The organism is Paenibacillus sp. GbtcB18, from assembly GCF_019091125.1.
In the GTDB taxonomy this organism is placed as follows: domain Bacteria; phylum Bacillota; class Bacilli; order Paenibacillales; family NBRC-103111; genus Paenibacillus_F; species Paenibacillus_F chitinolyticus.
Window position 1 is genome coordinate 63551 of sequence record NZ_JAGXJX010000005.1, and the last position, 20149, is coordinate 83699.

Annotated in this window: 19 protein-coding genes and 1 pseudogene; 10 read left to right on the top strand and 10 right to left on the bottom strand. The window is 53.2% G+C overall.

All coding sequences use genetic code 11. From position 1 onward, the window contains the following. Positions 1–122 precede the first annotated feature (122 nt). The 4 genes from citZ (at position 123) to KVT34_RS16110 (ending at position 4307) form a co-directional block, all read left to right on the top strand. Positions 123–1235, top strand: coding sequence for a citrate synthase (gene citZ / locus KVT34_RS16095; protein ID WP_042231153.1), 1113 nt, complete (start codon positions 123–125; stop codon positions 1233–1235). 149 nt (positions 1236–1384) lie between these two features. Then, positions 1385–2683: an NADP-dependent isocitrate dehydrogenase gene (icd, locus tag KVT34_RS16100; protein ID WP_217559830.1), complete on the top strand. Its 1299-nt coding sequence runs from the start codon at positions 1385–1387 to the stop codon at positions 2681–2683. A gap of 158 nt (positions 2684–2841) precedes the next feature. Further along, positions 2842–3786, top strand: coding sequence for a malate dehydrogenase (gene mdh, locus KVT34_RS16105; RefSeq protein ID WP_217559831.1), 945 nt, complete (start codon positions 2842–2844; stop codon positions 3784–3786). 107 nt (positions 3787–3893) lie between these two features. Continuing rightward, on the top strand, positions 3894–4307 hold the full coding sequence (locus KVT34_RS16110) for a hypothetical protein (protein WP_309244100.1): 414 nt from the start codon (positions 3894–3896) through the stop codon (positions 4305–4307). A gap of 184 nt (positions 4308–4491) precedes the next feature. Here KVT34_RS16110 and yfbR read toward each other — a convergent pair whose 3' ends face one another. Continuing rightward, positions 4492–5073, bottom strand: a complete 582-nt coding sequence (yfbR, locus tag KVT34_RS16115) for a 5'-deoxynucleotidase (protein WP_217559833.1) — start codon at positions 5071–5073, stop codon at positions 4492–4494. 1 nt (position 5074) lies between these two features. Continuing rightward, the gene (locus KVT34_RS16120; protein WP_217559835.1) at positions 5075–6256 is read right to left on the bottom strand and encodes a polysaccharide deacetylase family protein; all 1182 of its coding nucleotides are present in this window, start codon (positions 6254–6256) and stop codon (positions 5075–5077) included. Between the two features lie 152 nt (positions 6257–6408). Between KVT34_RS16120 and KVT34_RS16125 the strand changes: the two genes are divergently transcribed. The 3 genes from KVT34_RS16125 (at position 6409) to KVT34_RS16135 (ending at position 10955) form a co-directional block, all read left to right on the top strand. Beyond that, entirely contained in the window at positions 6409–7992 is a 1584-nt protein-coding gene (locus KVT34_RS16125) for a fumarate hydratase (protein ID WP_217559836.1), read from the top strand. A 316-nt stretch (positions 7993–8308) separates the two neighbouring features. Continuing rightward, positions 8309–10108 carry a two-component system histidine kinase PnpS gene (pnpS, locus tag KVT34_RS16130; RefSeq protein WP_217559837.1) on the top strand — a complete coding sequence of 600 codons (1800 nt, stop codon included), beginning with the start codon at positions 8309–8311 and terminating at the stop codon, positions 10106–10108. Positions 10109–10235: 127 nt separating this feature from the next. Beyond that, complete coding sequence (locus tag KVT34_RS16135; protein WP_009676698.1) at positions 10236–10955, top strand: response regulator transcription factor; 720 nt, start codon at positions 10236–10238, stop codon at positions 10953–10955. Between the two features lie 323 nt (positions 10956–11278). Here the strand turns inward: KVT34_RS16135 and KVT34_RS16140 are convergent, their stop codons facing one another. Further along, positions 11279–12148: an AraC family transcriptional regulator gene (locus KVT34_RS16140; RefSeq protein ID WP_217559838.1), complete on the bottom strand. Its 870-nt coding sequence runs from the start codon at positions 12146–12148 to the stop codon at positions 11279–11281. Positions 12149–12353: 205 nt separating this feature from the next. Between KVT34_RS16140 and KVT34_RS16145 the strand changes: the two genes are divergently transcribed. Beyond that, positions 12354–13445 (top strand): Gfo/Idh/MocA family protein, encoded by a 1092-nt coding sequence (locus KVT34_RS16145; RefSeq protein ID WP_042231144.1) that lies wholly within the window; start codon positions 12354–12356, stop codon positions 13443–13445. A 432-nt stretch (positions 13446–13877) separates the two neighbouring features. Here KVT34_RS16145 and cydS read toward each other — a convergent pair whose 3' ends face one another. From cydS to KVT34_RS16170, 5 genes and pseudogenes are all read right to left on the bottom strand, one after another. Continuing rightward, complete coding sequence (cydS, locus tag KVT34_RS32410; RefSeq protein WP_302695354.1) at positions 13878–14012, bottom strand: cytochrome bd oxidase small subunit CydS family protein; 135 nt, start codon at positions 14010–14012, stop codon at positions 13878–13880. Positions 14013–14019: 7 nt separating this feature from the next. Next, a complete protein-coding gene (locus KVT34_RS16155) occupies positions 14020–15045 on the bottom strand; it encodes a cytochrome d ubiquinol oxidase subunit II (RefSeq protein WP_217559839.1) in 1026 nt (341 codons plus the stop codon). Continuing rightward, the gene (locus KVT34_RS16160; protein WP_217559840.1) at positions 15042–16397 is read right to left on the bottom strand and encodes a cytochrome ubiquinol oxidase subunit I; all 1356 of its coding nucleotides are present in this window, start codon (positions 16395–16397) and stop codon (positions 15042–15044) included. The genes KVT34_RS16155 and KVT34_RS16160 overlap by 4 nt, the downstream gene beginning before the upstream one ends. A 381-nt stretch (positions 16398–16778) precedes the next feature. Continuing rightward, positions 16779–17618 carry a hypothetical protein gene (locus KVT34_RS16165; RefSeq protein ID WP_217559841.1) on the bottom strand — a complete coding sequence of 280 codons (840 nt, stop codon included), beginning with the start codon at positions 17616–17618 and terminating at the stop codon, positions 16779–16781. A gap of 28 nt (positions 17619–17646) precedes the next feature. After that, positions 17647–17991: pseudogene (locus KVT34_RS16170) on the bottom strand (sensor histidine kinase); the annotation flags it as partial. Positions 17992–18206: 215 nt separating this feature from the next. Between KVT34_RS16170 and KVT34_RS16175 the strand changes: the two are divergent. Continuing rightward, positions 18207–18593 carry a hypothetical protein gene (locus tag KVT34_RS16175; RefSeq protein WP_217559842.1) on the top strand — a complete coding sequence of 129 codons (387 nt, stop codon included), beginning with the start codon at positions 18207–18209 and terminating at the stop codon, positions 18591–18593. Beyond that, positions 18590–18817: a DUF7336 domain-containing protein gene (locus tag KVT34_RS16180; RefSeq protein ID WP_217559844.1), complete on the top strand. Its 228-nt coding sequence runs from the start codon at positions 18590–18592 to the stop codon at positions 18815–18817. The genes KVT34_RS16175 and KVT34_RS16180 overlap by 4 nt, the downstream gene beginning before the upstream one ends. Before the next feature lie 268 nt (positions 18818–19085). Here KVT34_RS16180 and KVT34_RS16185 read toward each other — a convergent pair whose 3' ends face one another. Together KVT34_RS16185 and KVT34_RS16190 are read right to left on the bottom strand one after the other, a co-directional pair. Next, positions 19086–19628 (bottom strand): phage tail protein, encoded by a 543-nt coding sequence (locus tag KVT34_RS16185; RefSeq protein ID WP_217559846.1) that lies wholly within the window; start codon positions 19626–19628, stop codon positions 19086–19088. A 16-nt stretch (positions 19629–19644) separates the two neighbouring features. After that, complete coding sequence (locus KVT34_RS16190) at positions 19645–20142, bottom strand: phage tail protein (RefSeq protein ID WP_217559848.1); 498 nt, start codon at positions 20140–20142, stop codon at positions 19645–19647. Positions 20143–20149 lie beyond the last annotated feature (7 nt).

Genomic DNA, 20149 nt, shown 5'->3' on the forward strand with positions numbered 1-20149 from the left:
ATTTATTGTACTGATAATGAAGTTTTATGGGCTTTTGTTTCACATAATGGTCAAAATCCTTTATTATTAGTAAGAAAGCTAACGCAGTTTTTGTCAATCCAGTGAAATAAGGAGAGGTTTCCATGACAGCTACCAAAGGCTTGGAAGGTATTGTTGCCACAACATCGTCGATCAGCTCCATCGTGGACGGTGTGTTGACTTATCGCGGTCTAGATATCGATGATTTGGCGGAGAATGCCTCCTTTGAAGAAGTCATTTACCTGCTTTGGTTCGGCAAATTGCCCAATCAGGCCGAGTTGGACCAGCTCCGCAGCGATTTAAATGCGAGTTCTTCCATTCCGGACCAGGTTCTTGAACAAATTAAATTGTATCCTTCCGATACAAACGCGATGGCAGCGCTCCGTACGGCTGTATCCGCTCTTGCTTTGTATGATAAAGAAGCTAACGAGATGAGCCGCGAATCCAACGTTCGCAAGGCGATCAAGCTTCAAGCGCAAATTCCGACGATTATTGCGGCTTTCGCCCGCATCCGTGCAGGCAAAGAGCCTCTTGCTTCCAAAGGATACCCGTCCCTGGCTGCAAACTTCCTCTATATGCTTACTGGAGAAGAGCCGGATGAAACCGCTATCACAGCTTTGGATAAGGCGCTTGTGCTTCATGCCGACCATGAGCTTAACGCTTCCACGTTCGCGGCACGCGTAACCGTGGCGACGCTGACGGACATCTACTCCGGCATCACTTCCGCAATCGGCACCCTCAAAGGGCCTTTGCACGGCGGCGCGAACGAAGCCGTAATGGCGATGCTCGAGGATATCGGCGAAGTGGATAACGTCGTTCCTTACATCAACAAGATGTTGGAGAACAAAGAGAAGGTTATGGGCTTCGGACACCGCGTTTACAAGAACGGCGATCCGCGCGCGAAGCATCTGCAGAAGATGTCCCAGCAGCTGACGGAATCGACGGGTCTTGGCAAGTGGTACCAAATGTCCATTCAGATCGACGAGCTGGTAACAAGCCTGAAAGGCTTGAAGCCGAACGTCGACTTCTACTCCGCTTCCGTTTATACGTCCTTGAAAATCCCTCGTGATTTATTCACGCCGATTTTCGCCATCAGCCGCACATCCGGCTGGACTGCTCACATCTTGGAGCAATACGACAACAACCGTCTGATCCGTCCTCGTGCCGAATACACAGGCCCTACGAATCAGAAGTACATTCCGATCGAAGAACGTTAAATAAGCAGGCCGGCAATGAAGACGGGCGGCTGCGGGAGAAATGGCTGAGCCATCCCCCGCCCGGACAATCCGGCTTTCTCTTTGCGTGCGCCCGCAGTTAAACCGGGTGCGCAAGCTATGATCTTATAATCGATTAGGAGGATATTAACATGCCGAAATTTGAAAATTATGCACTGCCTACCGAAGGACAAGCGATTACGATTGAAAACGGTAAGCTGAACGTACCGAACAACCCGATCATCCCGTTCATCGAAGGTGACGGCACAGGTCCCGATATCTGGGCAGCTTCCCAACGCGTTCTGGACGCGGCTGTAGAGAAAGCCTACAAAGGCGAGAAGAAAATCGCATGGTACGAAGTATTTGCCGGCGAAAAAGCGTTCAACACCTACAACAACTGGCTGCCGAACGATACGCTCGAAGCTATCCGCGAGTACATCGTAGCCATCAAAGGACCTCTGACTACACCGGTAGGCGGCGGTATCCGTTCCCTGAACGTGGCGCTTCGCCAAGAACTGGATCTGTACACTTGCCTGCGTCCTGTTCGCTACTTCAACGGTGTGCCTTCCCCGGTTAAACACCCTGAGCTGGTTGACATGGTTATTTTCCGTGAGAACACGGAAGACATCTATGCGGGTATCGAGTATCAAGAAGGTTCCCCAGAAGTGAAGAAAGTCATCGAATTCCTGCAAAAAGAAATGGGCGCGAACAAAATCCGCTTCCCTGAAACTTCCGGTATCGGCATCAAGCCGGTTTCCAAAGAAGGTTCCGAGCGTCTGATCCGCGCGGCTATCGAATATGCAATCAAGCACGGCCGCAAGAGCGTTACGCTCGTTCACAAAGGTAACATCATGAAGTTCACCGAAGGTGCCTTCAAAAACTGGGGTTATGCGCTTGCCGAGAAAGAGTTCGGCGATAAAGTATTCACATGGACCGAATACGACAGAATCAAAGAAGAAAAAGGTACCGACGCTGCTAACCAGGCTCAAAAAGAAGCCGAAGAAGCCGGCAAAATCGTCGTAAAAGACGCGATCGCCGACATCGCCCTGCAGCAAGTCCTGACTCGTCCGACTGATTTTGAAGTTATCGCAACCCTGAACCTGAACGGCGACTACCTGTCCGACGCTCTGGCGGCACAAGTTGGCGGTATCGGTATCGCACCGGGAGCGAACATTAACTACATGACAGGCCACGCTATTTTCGAAGCGACTCACGGTACGGCTCCGAAGTATGCCGGACTTGACGTGGTTAACCCGGGTTCCGTTATTCTGTCCGGCGTTATGATGCTTGAGCACCTGGGCTGGCAGGAAGCGGCTGACCTGATCTATAAAGGTATCGAGTCCGCAATCGACGCGAAAACCGTTACTTATGACTTCGCACGTCTGATGGACGGCGCGACTAAAATCAAGTGCTCCGAGTTCGGCGACGAAATCATCAAGCACATGGGCTAATTGTTTGACGAATAAAAGGACCAGCCGGGCTTGCCCGGCTATTCCTTCATGTTCCGGCTTATTTGCCGGGACGGCAAGGGTAAGGCTGTTTTTACCATTTTCCTAAAAAACATGCCCGCTGTCCAAAGCGTGCAACAATGACCAGGAGGTAACTAAAAATGGCTATCCGTCGCAACAAAATTACGGTTGTAGGTGCAGGTTTTACAGGAGCGACAACGGCTCTTATGCTGGCTCAAAAAGAACTGGGTGACGTTGTCCTCGTTGATATTCCGCAGCTCGAAAACCCGACAAAAGGTAAAGCGCTGGATATGATGGAAGCTAGCCCCGTCCAAGGGTTTGACAGCAACATCGTAGGCACTTCTTCTTATGAAGACGCTGCCGGCTCCGATATCGTGATCATTACGGCAGGCATCGCCCGCAAACCGGGTATGAGCCGTGACGACCTCGTGAATACCAATGCGGGAATCGTAAGATCCGTTTGCGAAAACGTGAAAACACACTGCCCGGATTCCATCGTTATTATCTTGAGCAACCCGGTTGATGCCATGACTTACGTGGCTTATGAAGCACTTGGCTTTGAGAAAAACCGCGTAATCGGCCAGTCCGGTGTCCTGGATACAGCCCGTTACTGCACGTTTATCGCGCAAGAACTGAACGTATCCGTAGAAGACGTTCGCGGCTTCGTGCTTGGCGGCCACGGCGACGATATGGTTCCGCTCGTTCGTTATTCCAACGTAGGCGGTATTCCGATCGAGAAGCTGATCCCTACGGAGCGCATTGAGGCAATCGTACAGCGCACACGTACGGGCGGCGGCGAAATCGTGAACTTGCTCGGCAACGGCAGCGCATATTACGCGCCGGCGGCTTCTCTGGTTCAAATGGCCGAAGCTATCCTGAAAGACAAAAAACGCATTATTCCGGCTATCGCTCTCCTTCAAGGCGAGTACGGCTATGACAACCTGTTCATGGGTGTACCGACCCTGCTGGGCGCGAGCGGCATCGAGAAAGTATTCGAGCTGGAACTTACAAGCGAAGAGAAAGCGGCTTTGGACAAATCCGCGGACTCCGTTCGCAATGTAATCAAAGTCGTGACAGGCGCTTAAGTTAGGCCGGTTACCGCATATAACCCGGGCAGAAGAAAAGAGCCGATCCGGCTCTTTTCTTCTGCCCGGGTTCAAACGGGTGGAACTCCGGAAGGATGGGTCTTATTGTGCTTATTCTGCAAACTTTATTGTTTTTGCATGTGACAGGTGCTATTACGCTGGGCTTTTATCTGCTGCTTCCGCTTCTGCTTCACTCCAGCCTGAAACAACCGGAGGACGCCAGGCTGGGGCAGCTCAGGCTGATCCGGCACCTGAACCGGATCGGGCAGTGGATTTTGCTGGTACAGCTTGCAACCGGCGGCTATTTGATCAGCTTGGGCACTTACTCGGCAGCCTGGATAACGGCTGTCATCATGCTGTTCACTGCAGTCGGAGCCGCCGGAGGCATGCTCGGCGTGGTCCTCCGCCGCGTCATTAGCGGGCGGACGGAAGCGATGCGCCAGGCTTTCTGGTACAGCGCGGCCGCGGGGCTGGCTTTTGTGCTGCTTCTGGTGCTGAAGAAATTTCCGCAGATATTGTGAGAGACCGGCCGGTGATGAGGCGAGAGAGAGACCCAGGCAAAGAGGTGTGAGCGAGGACCAGGCAAAAAGGTACAAGCGAGTCCAAGTAAAAAGGCACACGAGCTGTCTGAGCAAAAGCTACGAGCGAGGTCCAAGCAAAAAGACGCGCGGACGGTCCGAGCAAAAAAACGAGCTGTCCGGCTAACTAATCGGACAGCTCGTCTAGGGTTTTCTCCAGGCTCGGAGCGAGCCGCGTCAGGAAGTACTCGACTTCCGGCATGTTCAGCTCCGTGATGGATTGCTCGATCTGCTTCTTGGCGGTGCCGAACTCCCGGTTGCCCGCCGACAGCTCGGCGGCGCATTTGAGGTAGGCGTCCAGCAGATCCGCGGCTTTGACAATCCTCGCAAGCTCGGGGTCCGCCGGGCCGAGTATAAGCGGCTCGTAAGCATGCCGGAGCTCGTCCGGGATCATCTGGACGAGCTTGTCGGCCGCCAACTGCTCCAGCTCGCGGAAATTCCGCAGAATGTGCGGGTTGTGATGCTTTACCGGCGTAGGAATATCGCCGGTGATGACTTCCGTCGCATCATGGAACAAAGCCATGGATACGACGCGGTCGGTCGGCCAGCTTCGGCCGAACACTTCGTTGCCGATGGTGCAGAGCACGTGGGTGAGAAGAGAGACGTGGAAGGAATGTTCCGCCACGTTCTCCCGCACCGTGCTCCGCATCAGGCTCCATCTTTCTATGTAACGCATCCGGTACAAGTAAGCGAAAAAATGATGTTCCATCTTACGGAGTTCCTCCCTGATGACTCTTACTGTCTTGGAATGTCAGGATTCGGGGTTCCTGCCGCCAATAGATCTGGCCGGTAGAGCGATTGTAGGTCACTTCGCGCCCGAGCAGCCGCTCCAGATCCGACAGGCCGATGACCAGTTCGCCGTGTTCGCGGCGTACGGGTTCGGACAGCTCGACGACTGAGGAAGCGGATTTAAACCGGCGGCTGCCGATCGAACCCGAGAAAACGCGGTTGTCCGAGCGGATCGTCACCGATTGCCCGTCGTCGGTAACGGCACCGCCCAGATGATCGACGGCCTCCGTCAGACGTACGGAGGCGGACGCCTGAGGCTGGGCGACCGCCCGGCGTTTGAGCGTCGTGTGCAGCCGCTCCGGCGTGATCCACGGGCTTCCCGCATTGATCCGCGGAATATGCATCCGGTCGGCATCGCGGGTCGCCATCTGCGGGATGATCGTAAAGCCGTAACGGAAGCCGGCTTTGCTGTACATCTCCGCGCCTTCGTCTGCGATAATGCCGTAAGGATAGGCAACCGTATCGACGGGCAGCTCCTGCAGCGGAGACAGGTTGGATGCGCAGGCTGCGGCATCGTTATAAATCCGGCTGCGGTACTGCTCGTCCGTTTCCTGAACGCCGTTTACCGTTTCGCGGCCGACGAGGGCGGCTTCTCCGCTATCCAGCTTCCGGTGTGAAGCGTTGGTGTGGCACTGATTTTCGATAAAATTCGTCTCGTGCGACATCCGGGTCAGTTCTTCCTTGGACATGGACGGAATCATGGTCCCTTTGGGATCGGCCAGCGTTTCGGTAATGATGAAGTTGACGGCGGGAATTTTTAATTCCTTCAGTACGGGATAGGCGTGCGAATACACGCTCTCATAACCATCGTCGAAAGTGACGAGAACGGCATTATCCGGGACGCTCGCACCCGCCAGATACTGTTTGAACTCCTGCAGAGTAATAAAATGATAGCCTTTGGCGAGCAAATAGTTGATCTGATCGCGGAACAGCTTGCTTGTAATGGTGCTGCTGCTTGTGTCTTGATCATGGATGTGGTGGTACATCAGTACGGCTACCTGATCCCTGTACCACATTTGGTACCGGTCGGCACCGGTCGGTATCAGCAGCGCGCTAAGCCCGAAGACGGCAAGCAGCAGCGCGCTCAGAAGTCTTTTGTACATGAATGGCCATGCTCCTTGTATCATATTTCCGTGGTAACAAGCGGCGTGAACGGTGTGTTATAATTAAAGCATAGTAAGAATAGCGGTGACTACCACAGAAATCACGGTCTTACGGTTGTTCTGATGCGACAAGAGGAGAGGAGATTAACACCATGCAGCATTTTCTACAAAGCGTATACGATTTGATTGTGGAAACATCCACTAACCTTCCGGCCGACGTCCGCCGGGCGATCCGCAATGCCCAGTCCCTGGAGGATAAGGGGACCCGTGCGGCGCTTTCGTTAAGCACCATTGCACAAAACATTGAGATGGCGGAAACGAACGTATCACCGATTTGCCAGGATACGGGAATGCCTACGTTTATTATACACTGTCCGGTCGGAGCTGACCAAATCACGATGAAGCGTCAAATCCGTGAAGCCGTCGCTCAAGCGACCAAAGACAGTAAATTACGGACGAATTCGGTCGATTCACTGACAGGCGCCAATACGGGCGATAACTTGGGTCCCGGCACACCGGTTATTCACTTCGAGCAGTGGGAACGCGACGATATCGAAGTCAAGCTCATACTGAAAGGCGGCGGCTGCGAGAACAAAAACATCCAGTACAGCCTTCCGGCGGAAATCCCCGGCCTGGGCAAAGCGGGACGCGATCTGGACGGAATCCGCAAATGCGTCATGCATTCCGTGTATCAGGCGCAGGGTCAAGGATGCAGCGCGGGTGTGATCGGAGTCGGCATCGGGGGCGACCGCACGACCGGCTACGAGCTGGCCAAGCATCAGCTGTTCCGTTCCCTGGACGATGTAAACCCGAACGAAGATCTCCGTAAGCTGGAAGATTACGTGATGGAGAATGCCAACAAGCTGGGCATCGGTACGATGGGCTTCGGCGGCCAAGTTACGCTGCTCGGCTGCAAGGTCGGTGTTATGAACCGTCTTCCTGCAAGTTTCTTCGTTTCGGTTGCCTATAACTGCTGGGCCTACCGCCGCCAAGGGGTTGTACTGAACGCCCAAACCGGCGAAATCGAGGATTGGGTGTATGAGCGCGGTTCCGACCAGCCGATGAACGAGGCGGCTCAGCCGGTAGCTGCAGCGGAAGCTTCGCAGCCGGAAGCCGTAGCTGCCGCTCCCGATGCCGACGAATCTGACGAGCGTCGTGAGATCGTTCTGCAAACGCCGATCAGCGAAGAGCAGATCCGCCAGCTGAAAGTGGGCGACGTGGTTATCATCAACGGAATGATGCATACCGGACGTGACGCGCTTCATAAATATTTGATGGATCACGACTCGCCGGTCGATCTGAACGGTGCGGCTATTTATCACTGCGGGCCGGTTATGAGTAAAGATCAAGCGGGCAACTGGAAAGTGAGAGCGGCAGGCCCAACCACGAGTATCCGCGAGGAACCTTACCAAGGGGATATTATTAAGAAGTTCGGCATTCGCGCCGTCATCGGTAAGGGCGGTATGGGCCCCAAAACGCTGGCTGCCCTGAAGGAGCATGGCGGGGTCTATCTGAATGCGATCGGCGGAGCCGCGCAATACTATGCGAGATGTTTCAAGAAAGTCGAAGGCGTTGACTTTATGGAATTCGGGATTCCGGAAGCCATGTGGCATCTGCAGACCGAGGGTTTTGCGGCCATCGTAACGATGGATTCTCACGGAAACAGTCTCCATGCGGATGTAGAGAAAGATTCGCTGCAAAAACTGGAGCAGTTCAAGGAGCCTGTTTTCGCCTAAGTGCATCCGTGGAGGCAAGCAATGCCGGTCCGTTCCAGAAATCGGACGAATCGGGTGGACGGTACGTTAGGATTAGACCTATTTGTTCGTGAGTTTTTTGCGATAGTATAGACGGACTTATTTCGCGGGTGGAAGCTCTGCCCGCAGGGCCGGAGGCGGGAAGCCTCCGGTTTTTTTACATTTTTTTAATGCCGGTTCTGCAGCGCTTCTTTACATAATCTTTACTTTTTTTACGTGCGGGGGAAGCGTACACTAAGGATTGATCTCCTATAGAAAACCGTTATGATGACCTCATGTTTGGAGTGAAGGTAAACTTATGCTCAAATTCAGAGCCCGATTGACACTGATTCTTATGCTGATGATCGGAGTTTCCATGCTGATCGCCGGTATTTTCATGGCAAAGCTGCTGGAAGATTCACATATCAAAGAGCTGGAAGCCAATCTGGTGCGCGAACTTCGAGTGATCGAAATGACCGGCGATTGGAACAAAGCCGGAGATTTGGCTTTCCTTATGCCTTATTATACGTCTCAGACGAAGCGGCTGAAGGAATTTACGGATGCCCGAGTGACGTATATCCGGGAAGACGGCAAGGTGCTGGGAGATTCGGATGAAAATCCCGAAGAACTGGACAACCACGCGGGCCGCAGCGAAATTCAGCAGGCAAACCGGGAAGGCGTCGGATATGCGATCCGGTACAGCGATACGCTTAAACGTAACATGCTGTATGCGGCTATCCCGGTACAGACAGCGGGCGGGGAGAAAACGGGATATCTGCGTCTGGCCATAAGCCTTGCGCAGGTAGAGAATACGATCCGCCAATTATGGCTGTTCCTTCTTATCGGGCTGGGGATCCTATTCCTTATTGCGGGTGTGACCAGCTACCGGATTGCCAGTGGGCTGACCCGGCCGATCGAGAACATAACGAATGTGGCGAAACAGATTACCAACCGCAACTATAAAGCGCGTGTGGAAACGAAAAGTTTGGACGAAGTGGGCCAGTTGGGTCAGGCTATCAACCGGATGGCGGACAGTCTGCATATGCAGATGAACCGTATTCTGGAGAACGAAGGCCGCCTCAAAGGCGTGTTGGAAAATATGGGGAGCGGCATTCTGATGGTAGACCGCGACCAGAGAATCGTGCTCGTGAACCGTTCGGCCGAAGATATTCTCGGTTTTTCTTCCAATGAATTGTATGGAAAAAAGTACGACGAAGCGAAGCAGCAGTTTGAGCTGACGCGGCTCATTCAGGAATGCATCGAAACAAATGAGCATATCCGCGAAGAAATCATTTTCTATTATCCGTCGGAACGGATTCTGGAAATCAACTTGAGCCCTATCTCGCAAGCGGATGGAGAATGGTCGGGCGTGCTAGTCGTTCTCCACGACATAACGGCGATGCGGCGGCTGGAGCGGATGCGCAGCGAATTTGTCGCGAACGTGTCCCATGAGCTGAAAACGCCGATTGCCGCGGTGAAGGGTTTTTCCGAAACGCTGCTGGCCGGGGCGCTGGATGACAAGGAAACGGCAAGGTCGTTCCTGCAAATTATTTTTGACGAAAGCGAGCGGCTCAACCGGCTGGTCGGGGATATTCTGGAGCTGTCGAAAATCGAATCGAAGCGAATTCCTCTGCAGTTGTCGCCGACGCATCTCCAAAGCATCATTCAAAAATCGCTTGACATGATGAAAGCGGAGGCGGACAAGAAGAAGATCTCGCTCAGCATGAATGTGGATGAAGCGCTGTTCCTGGAAGCGGATGAAGACCGCCTGAGGCAGATTCTGATTAATCTGATGGCCAACGGAATCAATTATACGCCGGAAGGGGGCCGTGTCTCGGTTTCGGCCGAACTCGCGGGATCGGGAACCGAAGGAGAGGACGAGCGGATCCGGATATCTATTAAAGATACGGGAATCGGAATTCCGAAAAAGGATCTTCCGCGGATTTTCGAAAGATTTTACCGGGTGGACAAAGCTCGTTCCCGCAGTTCAGGCGGGACAGGCCTGGGTCTGTCGATTGTGAAGCATCTGGTAGAGATGCATCACGGAACGATCCGGGTTGAGAGCGAGGTCGGCTACGGCACGGAATTTATTATCGAACTTCCGGTGATTCATCCGTAGGGACGGAGGAGTTTCATTTTTCGGACAAGTTTACGCGGCGTTAATATTTTATTTACATTCGATTTACATTCCACTGCTATGATAAACTTAAGATAGTAGTATAAGACGTTCAAGCGTGGGGGACACGATGTCACAAAAAATTTTGGTTATCGAGGACGAGCCTACGTTAGCGAGGCTGCTCTCTTATAATTTGACTCAGGAAGGTTACGAAACGAAAGTCGTGGATCACGGGGGAGACGGTCTGCAGGCGGCTATGCAGCAGCCGTACGATCTGATCATTCTGGACATTATGCTTCCGGGGTTGAATGGGTTTGAGGTGCTGTCCAAACTGCGGCAGAAGGGCAATGCGACGCCGGTCGTCATTCTGACGGCCCGTAATGCCGAGGAAGAAGTCGTGCAGGGACTGAAGCACGGTGCGGACGACTACATTACGAAGCCGTTCGGCGTCGCCGAGCTTCTGGCGCGGGTGGCGGCGGTTCTGCGCCGCACGCAGGCGGACGAGCCCGGCGGCGAGGGCAAGAAATCGACCGACAAGGTGATTGCGGTCGGCGATCTGCAAATCTTCCCCGAGAAGTACGAAGTCTATCTCGGGGAAGAATCCATCCCGCTGCGTCCGAAGGAGTTCGAGGTGCTGCTTTATCTTGTGCAGCGCCCCGGAGTCGTGATTACGCGGGATGACCTGATGAACATCGTCTGGGGCTTCGATTATATCGGAGGCCAGCGGACGGTGGATGTTCATGTAAGCTCGCTTCGCAAGAAGCTGGAGATGAACCAGCAGTCGGTTCAGATCGAATCCATCCGCGGCGTGGGGTACAAGCTCGTTGCCCATCAGGGCCGCAAGGTGTAGACGGGATCGGCGCGGCTCAGTGCCGCCGGTCTTGAGATCGCACCGCGCAGGCGATGCGCGTCCGATACGGAAAGTCCCGGGCTGCTGCCGGGACTGTTCCGCGTGCCGGCGCAGCAAGAAGAAAAGGCAGGTCCCGATGGGGCCTGCCTTTTCTTCGGTTGCTTGCGGCGCTATACGGCGGCTGTGCGGGATTTTTCCGGACGGCAGTGACTTTCGTCAGCACTGCCGGATGGGCCGCAAGGCCGGGGACGCCCCGGATGCCTGGCATACGCCGATCCGGCACGGTGTCCCAGCCTCTAAGGCGGCGAAGCCGAAATCCGCGCTTAGCGGTTCCATTCCAGCATTTTTTTGCGGAACTCGTGGGGCGAGCAGTGGTTGATCTTTTTGAAGGTTTTGTAGAAGTGAGCCATGTTCGGCATGCCGATCTGTTCGCCGACCTGGGCGACACTTATGTCCTGAGTCAGCAGGATTTTCTCGGCTTTTTTGATTTTCTTGAAATTCACGTAATCGAGGAAAGAAATGCCGAGTACTTTTTTGAAATATTTCACAAAATAATAATAGGAAATGTTGGCCGCCTTGCTGGCTTCATCCACGTAAACCTTGCCGTCGATATTCCGGTCAATGTACTCGAAAACCGGCTTCAAGCGGATCAGCTCGGCACTGTTGCCGTAATCGAGCAGGCGCTTCTCGTCGCTGCGGAGCAGAGAGAGCACGATCTGTTTCACGAGGATGGAGATGGCGATTTCATAGCCGACTTTTTTGCCGGCATACTCGGTGTAAATGTTGCGGATGCAAGCGAAAACCTCGTCGCGGATAGCGGGATTTTCCCGGAAAATATAATTCAACTTGCTTAGCGCGGACTGGGTCTCCGAAAAATAACGCAAATAAGCGATCCCGCTTTCGTCAAAGTAATGCTCCAGATCGAACTGGAACACATAGTAGACGAGTGTGGTGTCTGCCGACGAACGGTCCCGGTGGAGCTCGGAGGAACCGATGAGGACGACGTCTCCGGCTTTCAGGTTCACTCTTTCATTTTCAAGGTAAACGTCGAGTTCTCCTTCGACAATGGCGAGCATTTCGACTTCCTTGTGGTAATGCCACGGACTCGTCCGCTCGTCGTCACGACGGGCTTGAAAGACCCGCATGGACAAAAAAGGGTTTTCATAATTAATCTGTTCGTTATAGATTTCCACCAGCTCTGCCCCCGAATGACAAAATCGCATATAAGTATCGCCATATCTGTGATTTTATTTTGGCGAGGTATCTTCTATACTTTATTGTAGTACGATCGAGCAGGCAGGGGAAGTCGCTAAATTTTAGAACGCGCGTACATTTTGCCGCCATCCTGTCTGATTGTTAGTTACATACTCATGCTTACCATTTGAAGGAGGAACTGCAATGTCACAAAAGTACCGGATCGGAATTATCGGATGCGGAGGGATTGCAAACGGCAAACACCTGCCGAGTCTGGCGAAACTGCCTAACGTTGAATTGGTCGCATTCTGCGATATTGTCATCGAACGGGCGGAAAAAGCCAAGGAACAATACGGTTCCGGCGATGCTTGCGTTTACCAAGATTACCGTGAACTGCTGAAAGATTCCTCCCTTGATATAGTTCATGTCTGCACACCGAACGATTCTCACGCGGACATTACCATCGATGCACTGGAAGCCGGCAAACACGTCATGTGTGAAAAGCCGATGGCTAAAACGTCCGTGGACGCCCGCCGCATGGTGGACGCCGCCAAACGGACCGGCAAGAAACTGACGATCGGATATAACAACCGTTTCCGTTCCGATTCCCAGTATCTGAAAAAGCTTTGCGAAGACGGCGAGCTTGGGGAAGTTTACTTCGCCAAAGCACACGCTATCCGTCGCCGGGCCGTTCCGACTTGGGGCGTATTCCTGGATGAAGAAAAGCAGGGCGGAGGCCCGCTGATCGATATCGGGACTCACGCGCTCGACCTCACGTTGTGGATGATGGACAACTACAAACCGAAGGTTGTGCTGGGCACCTCGTACCACAAGCTCTCTCACCGGGCTAACGCGGCGAATGCGTGGGGACCTTGGGACCCGGCGAAGTTCACGGTGGAAGATTCCGCTTTCGGCATGATCACGATGGAAAACGGCGCAACGATCATTCTGGAATCGAGCTGGGCACTGAATACGCTTGAAGTCGACGAAGCGAAATGTACGTTGAGCGGTACCGAAGGCGGAGCCGACATGAAGGACGGCCTGCGCATCAACGGCGAGAAGAACAGCCGCCTGTACACGCAGAATATCGAGCTTTCCAGCGGCGGCGTAGCCTTCTACGAGGGTGCTTCCGAGAACGCACCCGATCTGGAGATGCGCATGTGGATCGACGCGATCGAAAACGACAAAGATCCGGTCGTCACGCCGGAACAGGCGCTTGTCGTATCGGAGATTCTCGAAGCGATCTACGAATCGGCGAAAACCGGCAAAGCGGTTTACCTGAACGAAGAGAAGTAAGGGCGGCCGCAGTCCGCTTAAAACAAAAAAGCATAGACAAAAATAAGCTCGTTTCCGTTAGCGGAGAACGGGCTTTTTTGCCGTCTGGGAGAAAGAGTTACGCACAATCAAAGAGGAGACAATAGGCAGAAGAAGCGGGGTGTCACATTCATGGAGCTTCATGGGGCCGCTCGAGGCTGGATTGCTTATCCTTCGTTCTCGTTATCGGCTGCGTCGTCTTCAAACGGTTCGCGATCTTCTTCGTAGTACATAGAGTCGGCACCTCCTTCCGTTCATCTATTCTTACATACTAGTTTATGATCGTTTTCTGCAAATTATCACCATGTAAGCGGCAGGTAAAATAAAAAAGGCGATTCTCTTACGGGAATCGCCTTTCTTTTCGCCAATGATAAGAATGGGTTGGCTAATCGGCACGGCTAGGGCAGAAAAGATTTAGTGCATACGCCGCTGTCGATCGCTTTCCGGCTCGTCCGTAACATCTTTGGCCCGTGGTGCCCACAGAAACAAGAAGAGCAGCGAGACCGCAATGACAATGGGAGGAGCATACATGATCATAAAATGTTCCACGTCAGCATCATCCTTTCTTATCCCGGTTTCCTTGAACGTAGCTCGCATCAAACAGGAACAGTCTCATCAGCAGAACAAGCGAAGGAATGAGGATCAGCAGGCCGGCGATAAAAGCGATAATAAGCGCCGTGCCCATGGCGGGATTGGTGAAATTTTCATGAATCGTGATGTACGGATACAGTATATAAGGCAGATGGGAGGCTCCGTACCCGAAAAAAGCAAAGGCGAACTGAAGCAGAACGAAGAGGAAGCCGAGACCCAAATGTCTTTTTTTCCAGACGGCGTAGACGGCAATCAGGAAACAGAGGAACGAGACGACGAACATCCAGGCGAGATCGAGCATTTTGGTGAAATGTTCGGGGTTATGCCGGGAGATCGCGAAAAAGACGAGTACGCTGGCCAGAATGGTCGGAATGCTCCAGAAAAGCGCATACCCGCGTACGATTTCAAAAGCGGCCTTATCCTGCGCCTTATGCGCATAGTAGGCCAGGAACATGGCGGAGATGTACAGCACGCTGACGATAGCGAGCAGCACGACCGACCAGGTATAGACGCTGCCCAGGAGGGCGCCCCAATCCAGGGTGATTTGGCCGGCGGTCTCCACGATCAGGCCGCCTTCCGAAATGGCCAGCACGGTCGATAAAGCAGCCGGGATCAGCAGTCCGGTAGCCCCGTAGATGAGCATGTACCACTGGTTGTCTTTGGACCCGTAGGTGCTGAACGCGTAGTAGGAACCCCGTAGTGCGAGAAGAATGAGCGCCAGGGACCCCGGGACGAGCAGCGCCGTGCCGTAATAGCGGGCGGTTTCCGGAAAGAATCCGACCAGGCCGATGTAGAAGAAGATAAGAAATACATTGGTGACTTCCCAGACGGGAGAAAGATAGCGCTCGATGATGCGGTGCGTGATATTTTTGCTGCCCGTAACGACGGAATAATAGCTGAAAAAACCGGCTCCGAAGTCAATGGAAGCCACGATCAGGTAGCCGAACAGAAACACCCACAGAACGGTAATGCCGAGCAGCTCCAGATTCATTCCAGGGGCCCCCTTTTCTCGAAAACGCCGAATGCGATCAATTCATCCGCAACGTCGTTGTTTTTGAACAGCTTGGACAGCACTTTTATCGCGGTCAAACCCAGGACGAGATACAGCAGACAGAACAGGAGCAGCATCGTGTCCACATGGGCCGACGTTGTGGCGGCTTCGGCCACTTTCATATAGCCGCGGAGAATCCACGGCTGCCGGCCTACCTCGGCATAGAACCAGCCGAGCCAGATGCCGAGCATGGAGAGCGGTCCGCAGGCGACGATTACCCGGAGCAGCCAGCGCGGAGCCGGCTTCGAGGCGCGTTTGCTGCGGCTGAGCCACAGATAGAGAGCCGCGATCACGATGGTGAGCATCCCGATGGTGACCATGCCGTCGAAGAAGTAGTGCACATAGAGAGGAGGCTCCAGCTCGTCGGGAATCTGATCCAGTCCTTTGACTTCAAAGCCGGGATTGCCGCCGGCGAGGATGCTCAGGGCGTACGGGATTTTCAGCCCGTATTTGATTTCTTTGTCCTCTGTCAAAATTCCGCCGAACACCAGAGGAGCTTTGGTCTGCGTCTCGAAATGCCATTCGGCCGCCGCCAGCTTCTCGGGCTGATACGCCGCCAGGAACTTGCCCGAGAGGTCGCCGATCGCGGCCGTTGCCAGCGCGAACACGAGACCCGCGGTTAGCGTAAGCTTGAGCGCCTTCTTGGCGTAAAGCCGGTCTCCTTTGCGGCGCAGCAGCGAGAAGGCCGCTATGGCCGCGAGAATGAACGCGCACGTCATGTAAGCCGAAGCGAGGACGTGGGAGACTTTCGTGGGCGTCGCCGGGTTGAACATGGCCGCGATCGGGTCCACGTTCGTGATTTTGCCGTTTTCAAGCGTAAAACCCTGCGGCGTGTTCATAAACGCGTTTACGGTCGTAATAAAAAAGGCCGAGGCGGAAGACCCGATGGCGACCGGGATGAGCAGCATCAGATGCCGTTTCGGCTTGAACCGGTCCCAGGTATACAAATAAATGCCGAGAAAAATCGCTTCGACGAAGAACGCGAACGTCTCCATAAACAGGGGCAGCGCGATGGCCTGCCCGGCGATTTCCATAAAGCTCGGCCACAGCAGGCTGAGCTGAAGGCCGATGGCCGTTCCGGTCACGACGCCGATGGCGACCGTAATGACGAAGCCGCGCGCCCAGCGGCGGGCCAGCAGGGTGTAGTACCGGTCGTTCTTGCGGATGCCCGTCCATTCGGCCAGAGCGATCATCACCGGAACGCCGACACCGATCGTGGCGAAAATAATGTGGAACGCGAGCGTGACTTCGGTGAGTATGCGGCTGTACAGCACAGGATCATAATGAAACACGGTGCATCATCTCCCCCTGGAATGTTCTTGTTTCGGGTACATGCAGGTGTATGCAGGCTCATACAGGCTTATGCAAACAATCTGCGCAGAAAGGAAAGCAGCATAACGGCGGCCACGACGAACATGAGGATCATCAGCCGTTTCTCCTGACGTTTAAACGGTTTCATGCTTTCACCGCCCCGGGAAATGATTGTAAAACGAAGAGATCTTAGAAAAATCAAACCAAATGCTTCTATGTTTATCTTACACACGTAGCTGTGATTATTTTCACAATACCTGTGAGTAAACGGTGAAGAATGGTTGACAAAATATTGACGGATGATCAAAAGAAGAAGCACCGTCCGGAAGCACGGGAAACGTGCGTCTGGACGGTGCTATTTGCTACTCCTGCTCTTTCTGGATTTTAGCGGGATTGTTGATTTTGTAAGGCACGGGATAGCGCGTCAGCTTCTTGGCCACGATTTTGGCTTCGAACGTGATCGTATCGCCGACTTCGAGCTCCAGCTTTTTCAGCGTCGCGCTATGGCTGGACCAGGCGGTGCCGATATCCGTTTCCGGCTCCACAATAGCCACATTTTCGTAAATGATGACCTCATCGTCGTTATCGGAAAAATGATTGGGAACCGTCGTGAAATCCTGTACCGTAGCGGTCATCTTCACTTTTCCTTCCGGAAGCTGAAGCTTGGGCGCTTTTTCTTTCTTGGCCTTCGCTGTAGGCGCATCGACGGCTTCGGATGCGGCGGCGGGCTTGTCGGGACCGGCCGGAGCGGCTTGTCCGGATATGCTCTCCGACTGTGGCGCCGTCACGGGCTCTGCGGCAGGCTGCGCTTGCTGCAAGGCACTTGCCGAAGTTTCGACGGCCTCATCCGCCGCGGTTTCCACATTCCCGGCCGACTCGTTCTCTTCCGAAGCATCGGCTTCGGGGGCGGCTTCGCCGGAGGACCACTGTCTCTGCCCGTAATTCGCCGCCTGCATTTCCTTCAAATAGGAAGGATGGATGCAGTGCTGCTGCTTGTTGTCAAGCTCGATGACAGCCGTCATTTTGTCGGTGTACCCGACGATGGTGCAGGGAACGTTCAGTCCGTTTCCCTTATAAAAAAAGGCTTTTGTCTTGACTGCCTTGCCGGACAGAAGGCCCCATTCCTTGCATTGTTCAATCTGCTCCGCCTCGTCTTCGAAGGCGTGGTAGATGCCGGGCTGAATCGTAAACGTGTATACCATCGCTTCTCCGCCTTTCTGTTTATCCCGTTTATTTTAACACTTTTCCGCCGTTACTTTCACTGTTTTCAGGGAAGATGAGCACGAACGTCGAACCGGCGCCTTCCCGGCTTCGGACGGAGATCGTACCGCCGTGGGCTTCGACGATCGACTTCGTGATCGACAGCCCAAGTCCGGCGCCGCCGTGTTTGCGGGTTCTGGAGGAATCGCTGCGGTAAAAGCGCTCGAACACATGTGCCGCGTGTTCTTCGGGGATGCCCGGACCGTTGTCCTTGACCTTCAGTGGGATCCCGTCCCTGTCCGCGGATAAAATAACCGTGATGACGCCGGTGTCCGGGTCCGTATGCTGGACCGCGTTATGAAACAGATTCAGAATCGGAAGTCCTGAGGGGGAAACCTTGGGGGCGGCCGGTCTTTTTTATATGGCGGTGTGTTATTTTGTGTATCTGGATGTAAGATTTATTTTCGACAAAATTTCCTAATGTTTAACCGTGAAATATTTTATATGATGTTAGTAAGGATTACATCGAGATTATTAAGCATAAAAACACTTTAATATCCTTTGAATGATATGAAAAATGAGGTCAGTCAATGGCGATTAAACATTTGGTGCTGGAATTGTATTGCTCGAAAACATGGTCTGATGCCGCCAAAGCGGCTGCAATGCCTTCCTTTTGCAAAAATGGCATAGGAGAGCCGGGATATCACTGCTTTGATAACGGCTGCGCGTACATGGCTTCTACTTATGCCCCTTATGAAATTGCTTATGCAGGAGAATACGGCGAAGTACTCGATATGGATGCATGGATTGGATTTGGCGGTGAAATGATCCCGGCTGACGCAGATGAGGCCAGAATCTCAGAACTTAAAAAAACATGGGAAGAAGTTTGCCGGAGAAAAATTCAGGAAGCGTATGAGGAGTATTTAAAATTAATGGGGGACCAGCCTCCCGAATTTGGAGGTAAAGGACAACTATGAGAACAGTTTTCTTATTACAACATAGCTATGAATGGAATGAAACCGAAAACACGAAAATAATCGGTATCTATTCTTCCAAAGAGAAAGCCGAAGCTGTGATCGAGAAATATAAAGAATTGCCGGGCTTTAAGCAATTTCCGGATGATTTTTACATAGATGCTTATAGAGTCGATGAAAATGAGTGGACCGAAGGGTTTATGTTTGGCTTGATCCGCGGAAATTAATCCGTATAAAAATGAACGTATTGACTCCTCAATGAGAATGACAGCCTGCGTATCTGATTTAAACTAAATGATCGTGAAAAAAGACGCCGTATAAAAAAGCCTTCCGCCCTATTGAGGTGCACCTCTTAGAGTGGAGAGTGGTCCCTTCTGGGTGAAATCCGATAAAATTCTAGGGGATGCATTTTTTTATGCCGGCGAATAAGCGGCAAACCTAATTTTCTACGAAAAAACCCTCCCGTTCTTTTAAGAAACGGAAGGGTTTTTGTTTTTACGATTTAGGCGGGAAGTCGCCGCTTAAACAGATGATGTAATTCATCGCGAGATACGGCTGCATGTTGTTATGAGGCAGGCTGCCGCCTGTCAGCTGAAGAAGTTGTGGATTCATTTGTACAGTCGGTGTCGGGTCATAAAGATTTCGTTGCTTTTGCCGACCGGGAAGGCCTTGCGGAGGGGACTGCGCCCAGTAAGCCTGACTTGGACCTGTTTGGTTGCCTACGGCATTGACCGACTGAGGGATATGGGTATGTGCCGGAATCTCGTTGGTCGTCAGAGTCACGGTAGGAGCCCCCGTAACCGAACCGACCGTACGGGGAGTGAGTCCGGAGCCGGTGCCTTGGTGCACAGGAGCCCGTCCCATCAAGTTCGGCAGGGCGAAGGTCGTTTTGCCGTCTCCGCCGTACTGTACGCCAAGGATAGCGTACAAGGCTGAATATTGTACGATCTGCAAAAGCTGTCCGTCGCAGAGCGCCCAGCCTCTCGGTGCAAAATTACCAGCGAATATGCGTATTTCTCCTAGATAAGCGTCAGCCATAAAATTGCTCCTTTCTTCAGTTCCTCGAAGGATAGATGCCTGTGAGGGCGATGGCGAAATTAACGGCCAGATAAGGCTGCATGTTGCTGTGAGGCTGGCTTTGTCCGGCTGCGGAAAGGGCGTCGTAATTCATTTGAACCGGGGCTTCCAAAGGTCCGTAAAGAGCGGATGTCTCCGCCCAAACGTTGTTTGCCGGCGTAAAGGCGGAAGCGGCATTACCGGAGCCGGATACCTGATGGGTATGCTGAGGCATTTCGTTGACGGTAAGAGTATGTGAGTCTTCGCCAGCGGATTGGCCATGCGGTATAGTCGCACTGACATGGATCGGAACGCGCCCGCGAAGGTCGGGAAGCTTAAACTCGTTGACCCCGTCTCCGCCGTATACGTTGCCGAGAAGAGAGTAAAGCACCTGATTCCTTTGAATCGACAAGGTTTGTCCTTCGCAGAACGCCCAGCCGCGCGGAGCATAACCGTTGGCGAAAACTCGGATTTCGCCCACAAAAGGTTCGGACATCGTTATT

What these genes read in the sequence shown, in the direction of transcription:
- icd (WP_217559830.1), top strand. Translation starts at nt 1,385, where the DNA reads ATGCCGAAATTTGAAAATTATGCACTGCCTACCGAAGGACAAGCGATT.
- citZ (WP_042231153.1), top strand. Translation starts at nt 123, where the DNA reads ATGACAGCTACCAAAGGCTTGGAAGGTATTGTTGCCACAACATCGTCG.
- KVT34_RS16175 (WP_217559842.1), top strand. Translation starts at nt 18,207, where the DNA reads ATGGCGATTAAACATTTGGTGCTGGAATTGTATTGCTCGAAAACATGG.
- mdh (WP_217559831.1), top strand. Translation starts at nt 2,842, where the DNA reads ATGGCTATCCGTCGCAACAAAATTACGGTTGTAGGTGCAGGTTTTACA.
- KVT34_RS16145 (WP_042231144.1), top strand. Translation starts at nt 12,354, where the DNA reads ATGTCACAAAAGTACCGGATCGGAATTATCGGATGCGGAGGGATTGCA.
- KVT34_RS16155 (WP_217559839.1), bottom strand. Translation starts at nt 15,045, where the DNA reads ATGAATCTGGAGCTGCTCGGCATTACCGTTCTGTGGGTGTTTCTGTTC.
- KVT34_RS16190 (WP_217559848.1), bottom strand. Translation starts at nt 20,142, where the DNA reads ATGTCCGAACCTTTTGTGGGCGAAATCCGAGTTTTCGCCAACGGTTAT.
- KVT34_RS16180 (WP_217559844.1), top strand. Translation starts at nt 18,590, where the DNA reads ATGAGAACAGTTTTCTTATTACAACATAGCTATGAATGGAATGAAACC.
- KVT34_RS16165 (WP_217559841.1), bottom strand. Translation starts at nt 17,618, where the DNA reads ATGGTATACACGTTTACGATTCAGCCCGGCATCTACCACGCCTTCGAA.
- KVT34_RS16125 (WP_217559836.1), top strand. Translation starts at nt 6,409, where the DNA reads ATGCAGCATTTTCTACAAAGCGTATACGATTTGATTGTGGAAACATCC.
- pnpS (WP_217559837.1), top strand. Translation starts at nt 8,309, where the DNA reads ATGCTCAAATTCAGAGCCCGATTGACACTGATTCTTATGCTGATGATC.
- yfbR (WP_217559833.1), bottom strand. Translation starts at nt 5,073, where the DNA reads ATGGAACATCATTTTTTCGCTTACTTGTACCGGATGCGTTACATAGAA.
- KVT34_RS16185 (WP_217559846.1), bottom strand. Translation starts at nt 19,628, where the DNA reads ATGGCTGACGCTTATCTAGGAGAAATACGCATATTCGCTGGTAATTTT.
- KVT34_RS16135 (WP_009676698.1), top strand. Translation starts at nt 10,236, where the DNA reads ATGTCACAAAAAATTTTGGTTATCGAGGACGAGCCTACGTTAGCGAGG.
- KVT34_RS16120 (WP_217559835.1), bottom strand. Translation starts at nt 6,256, where the DNA reads ATGTACAAAAGACTTCTGAGCGCGCTGCTGCTTGCCGTCTTCGGGCTT.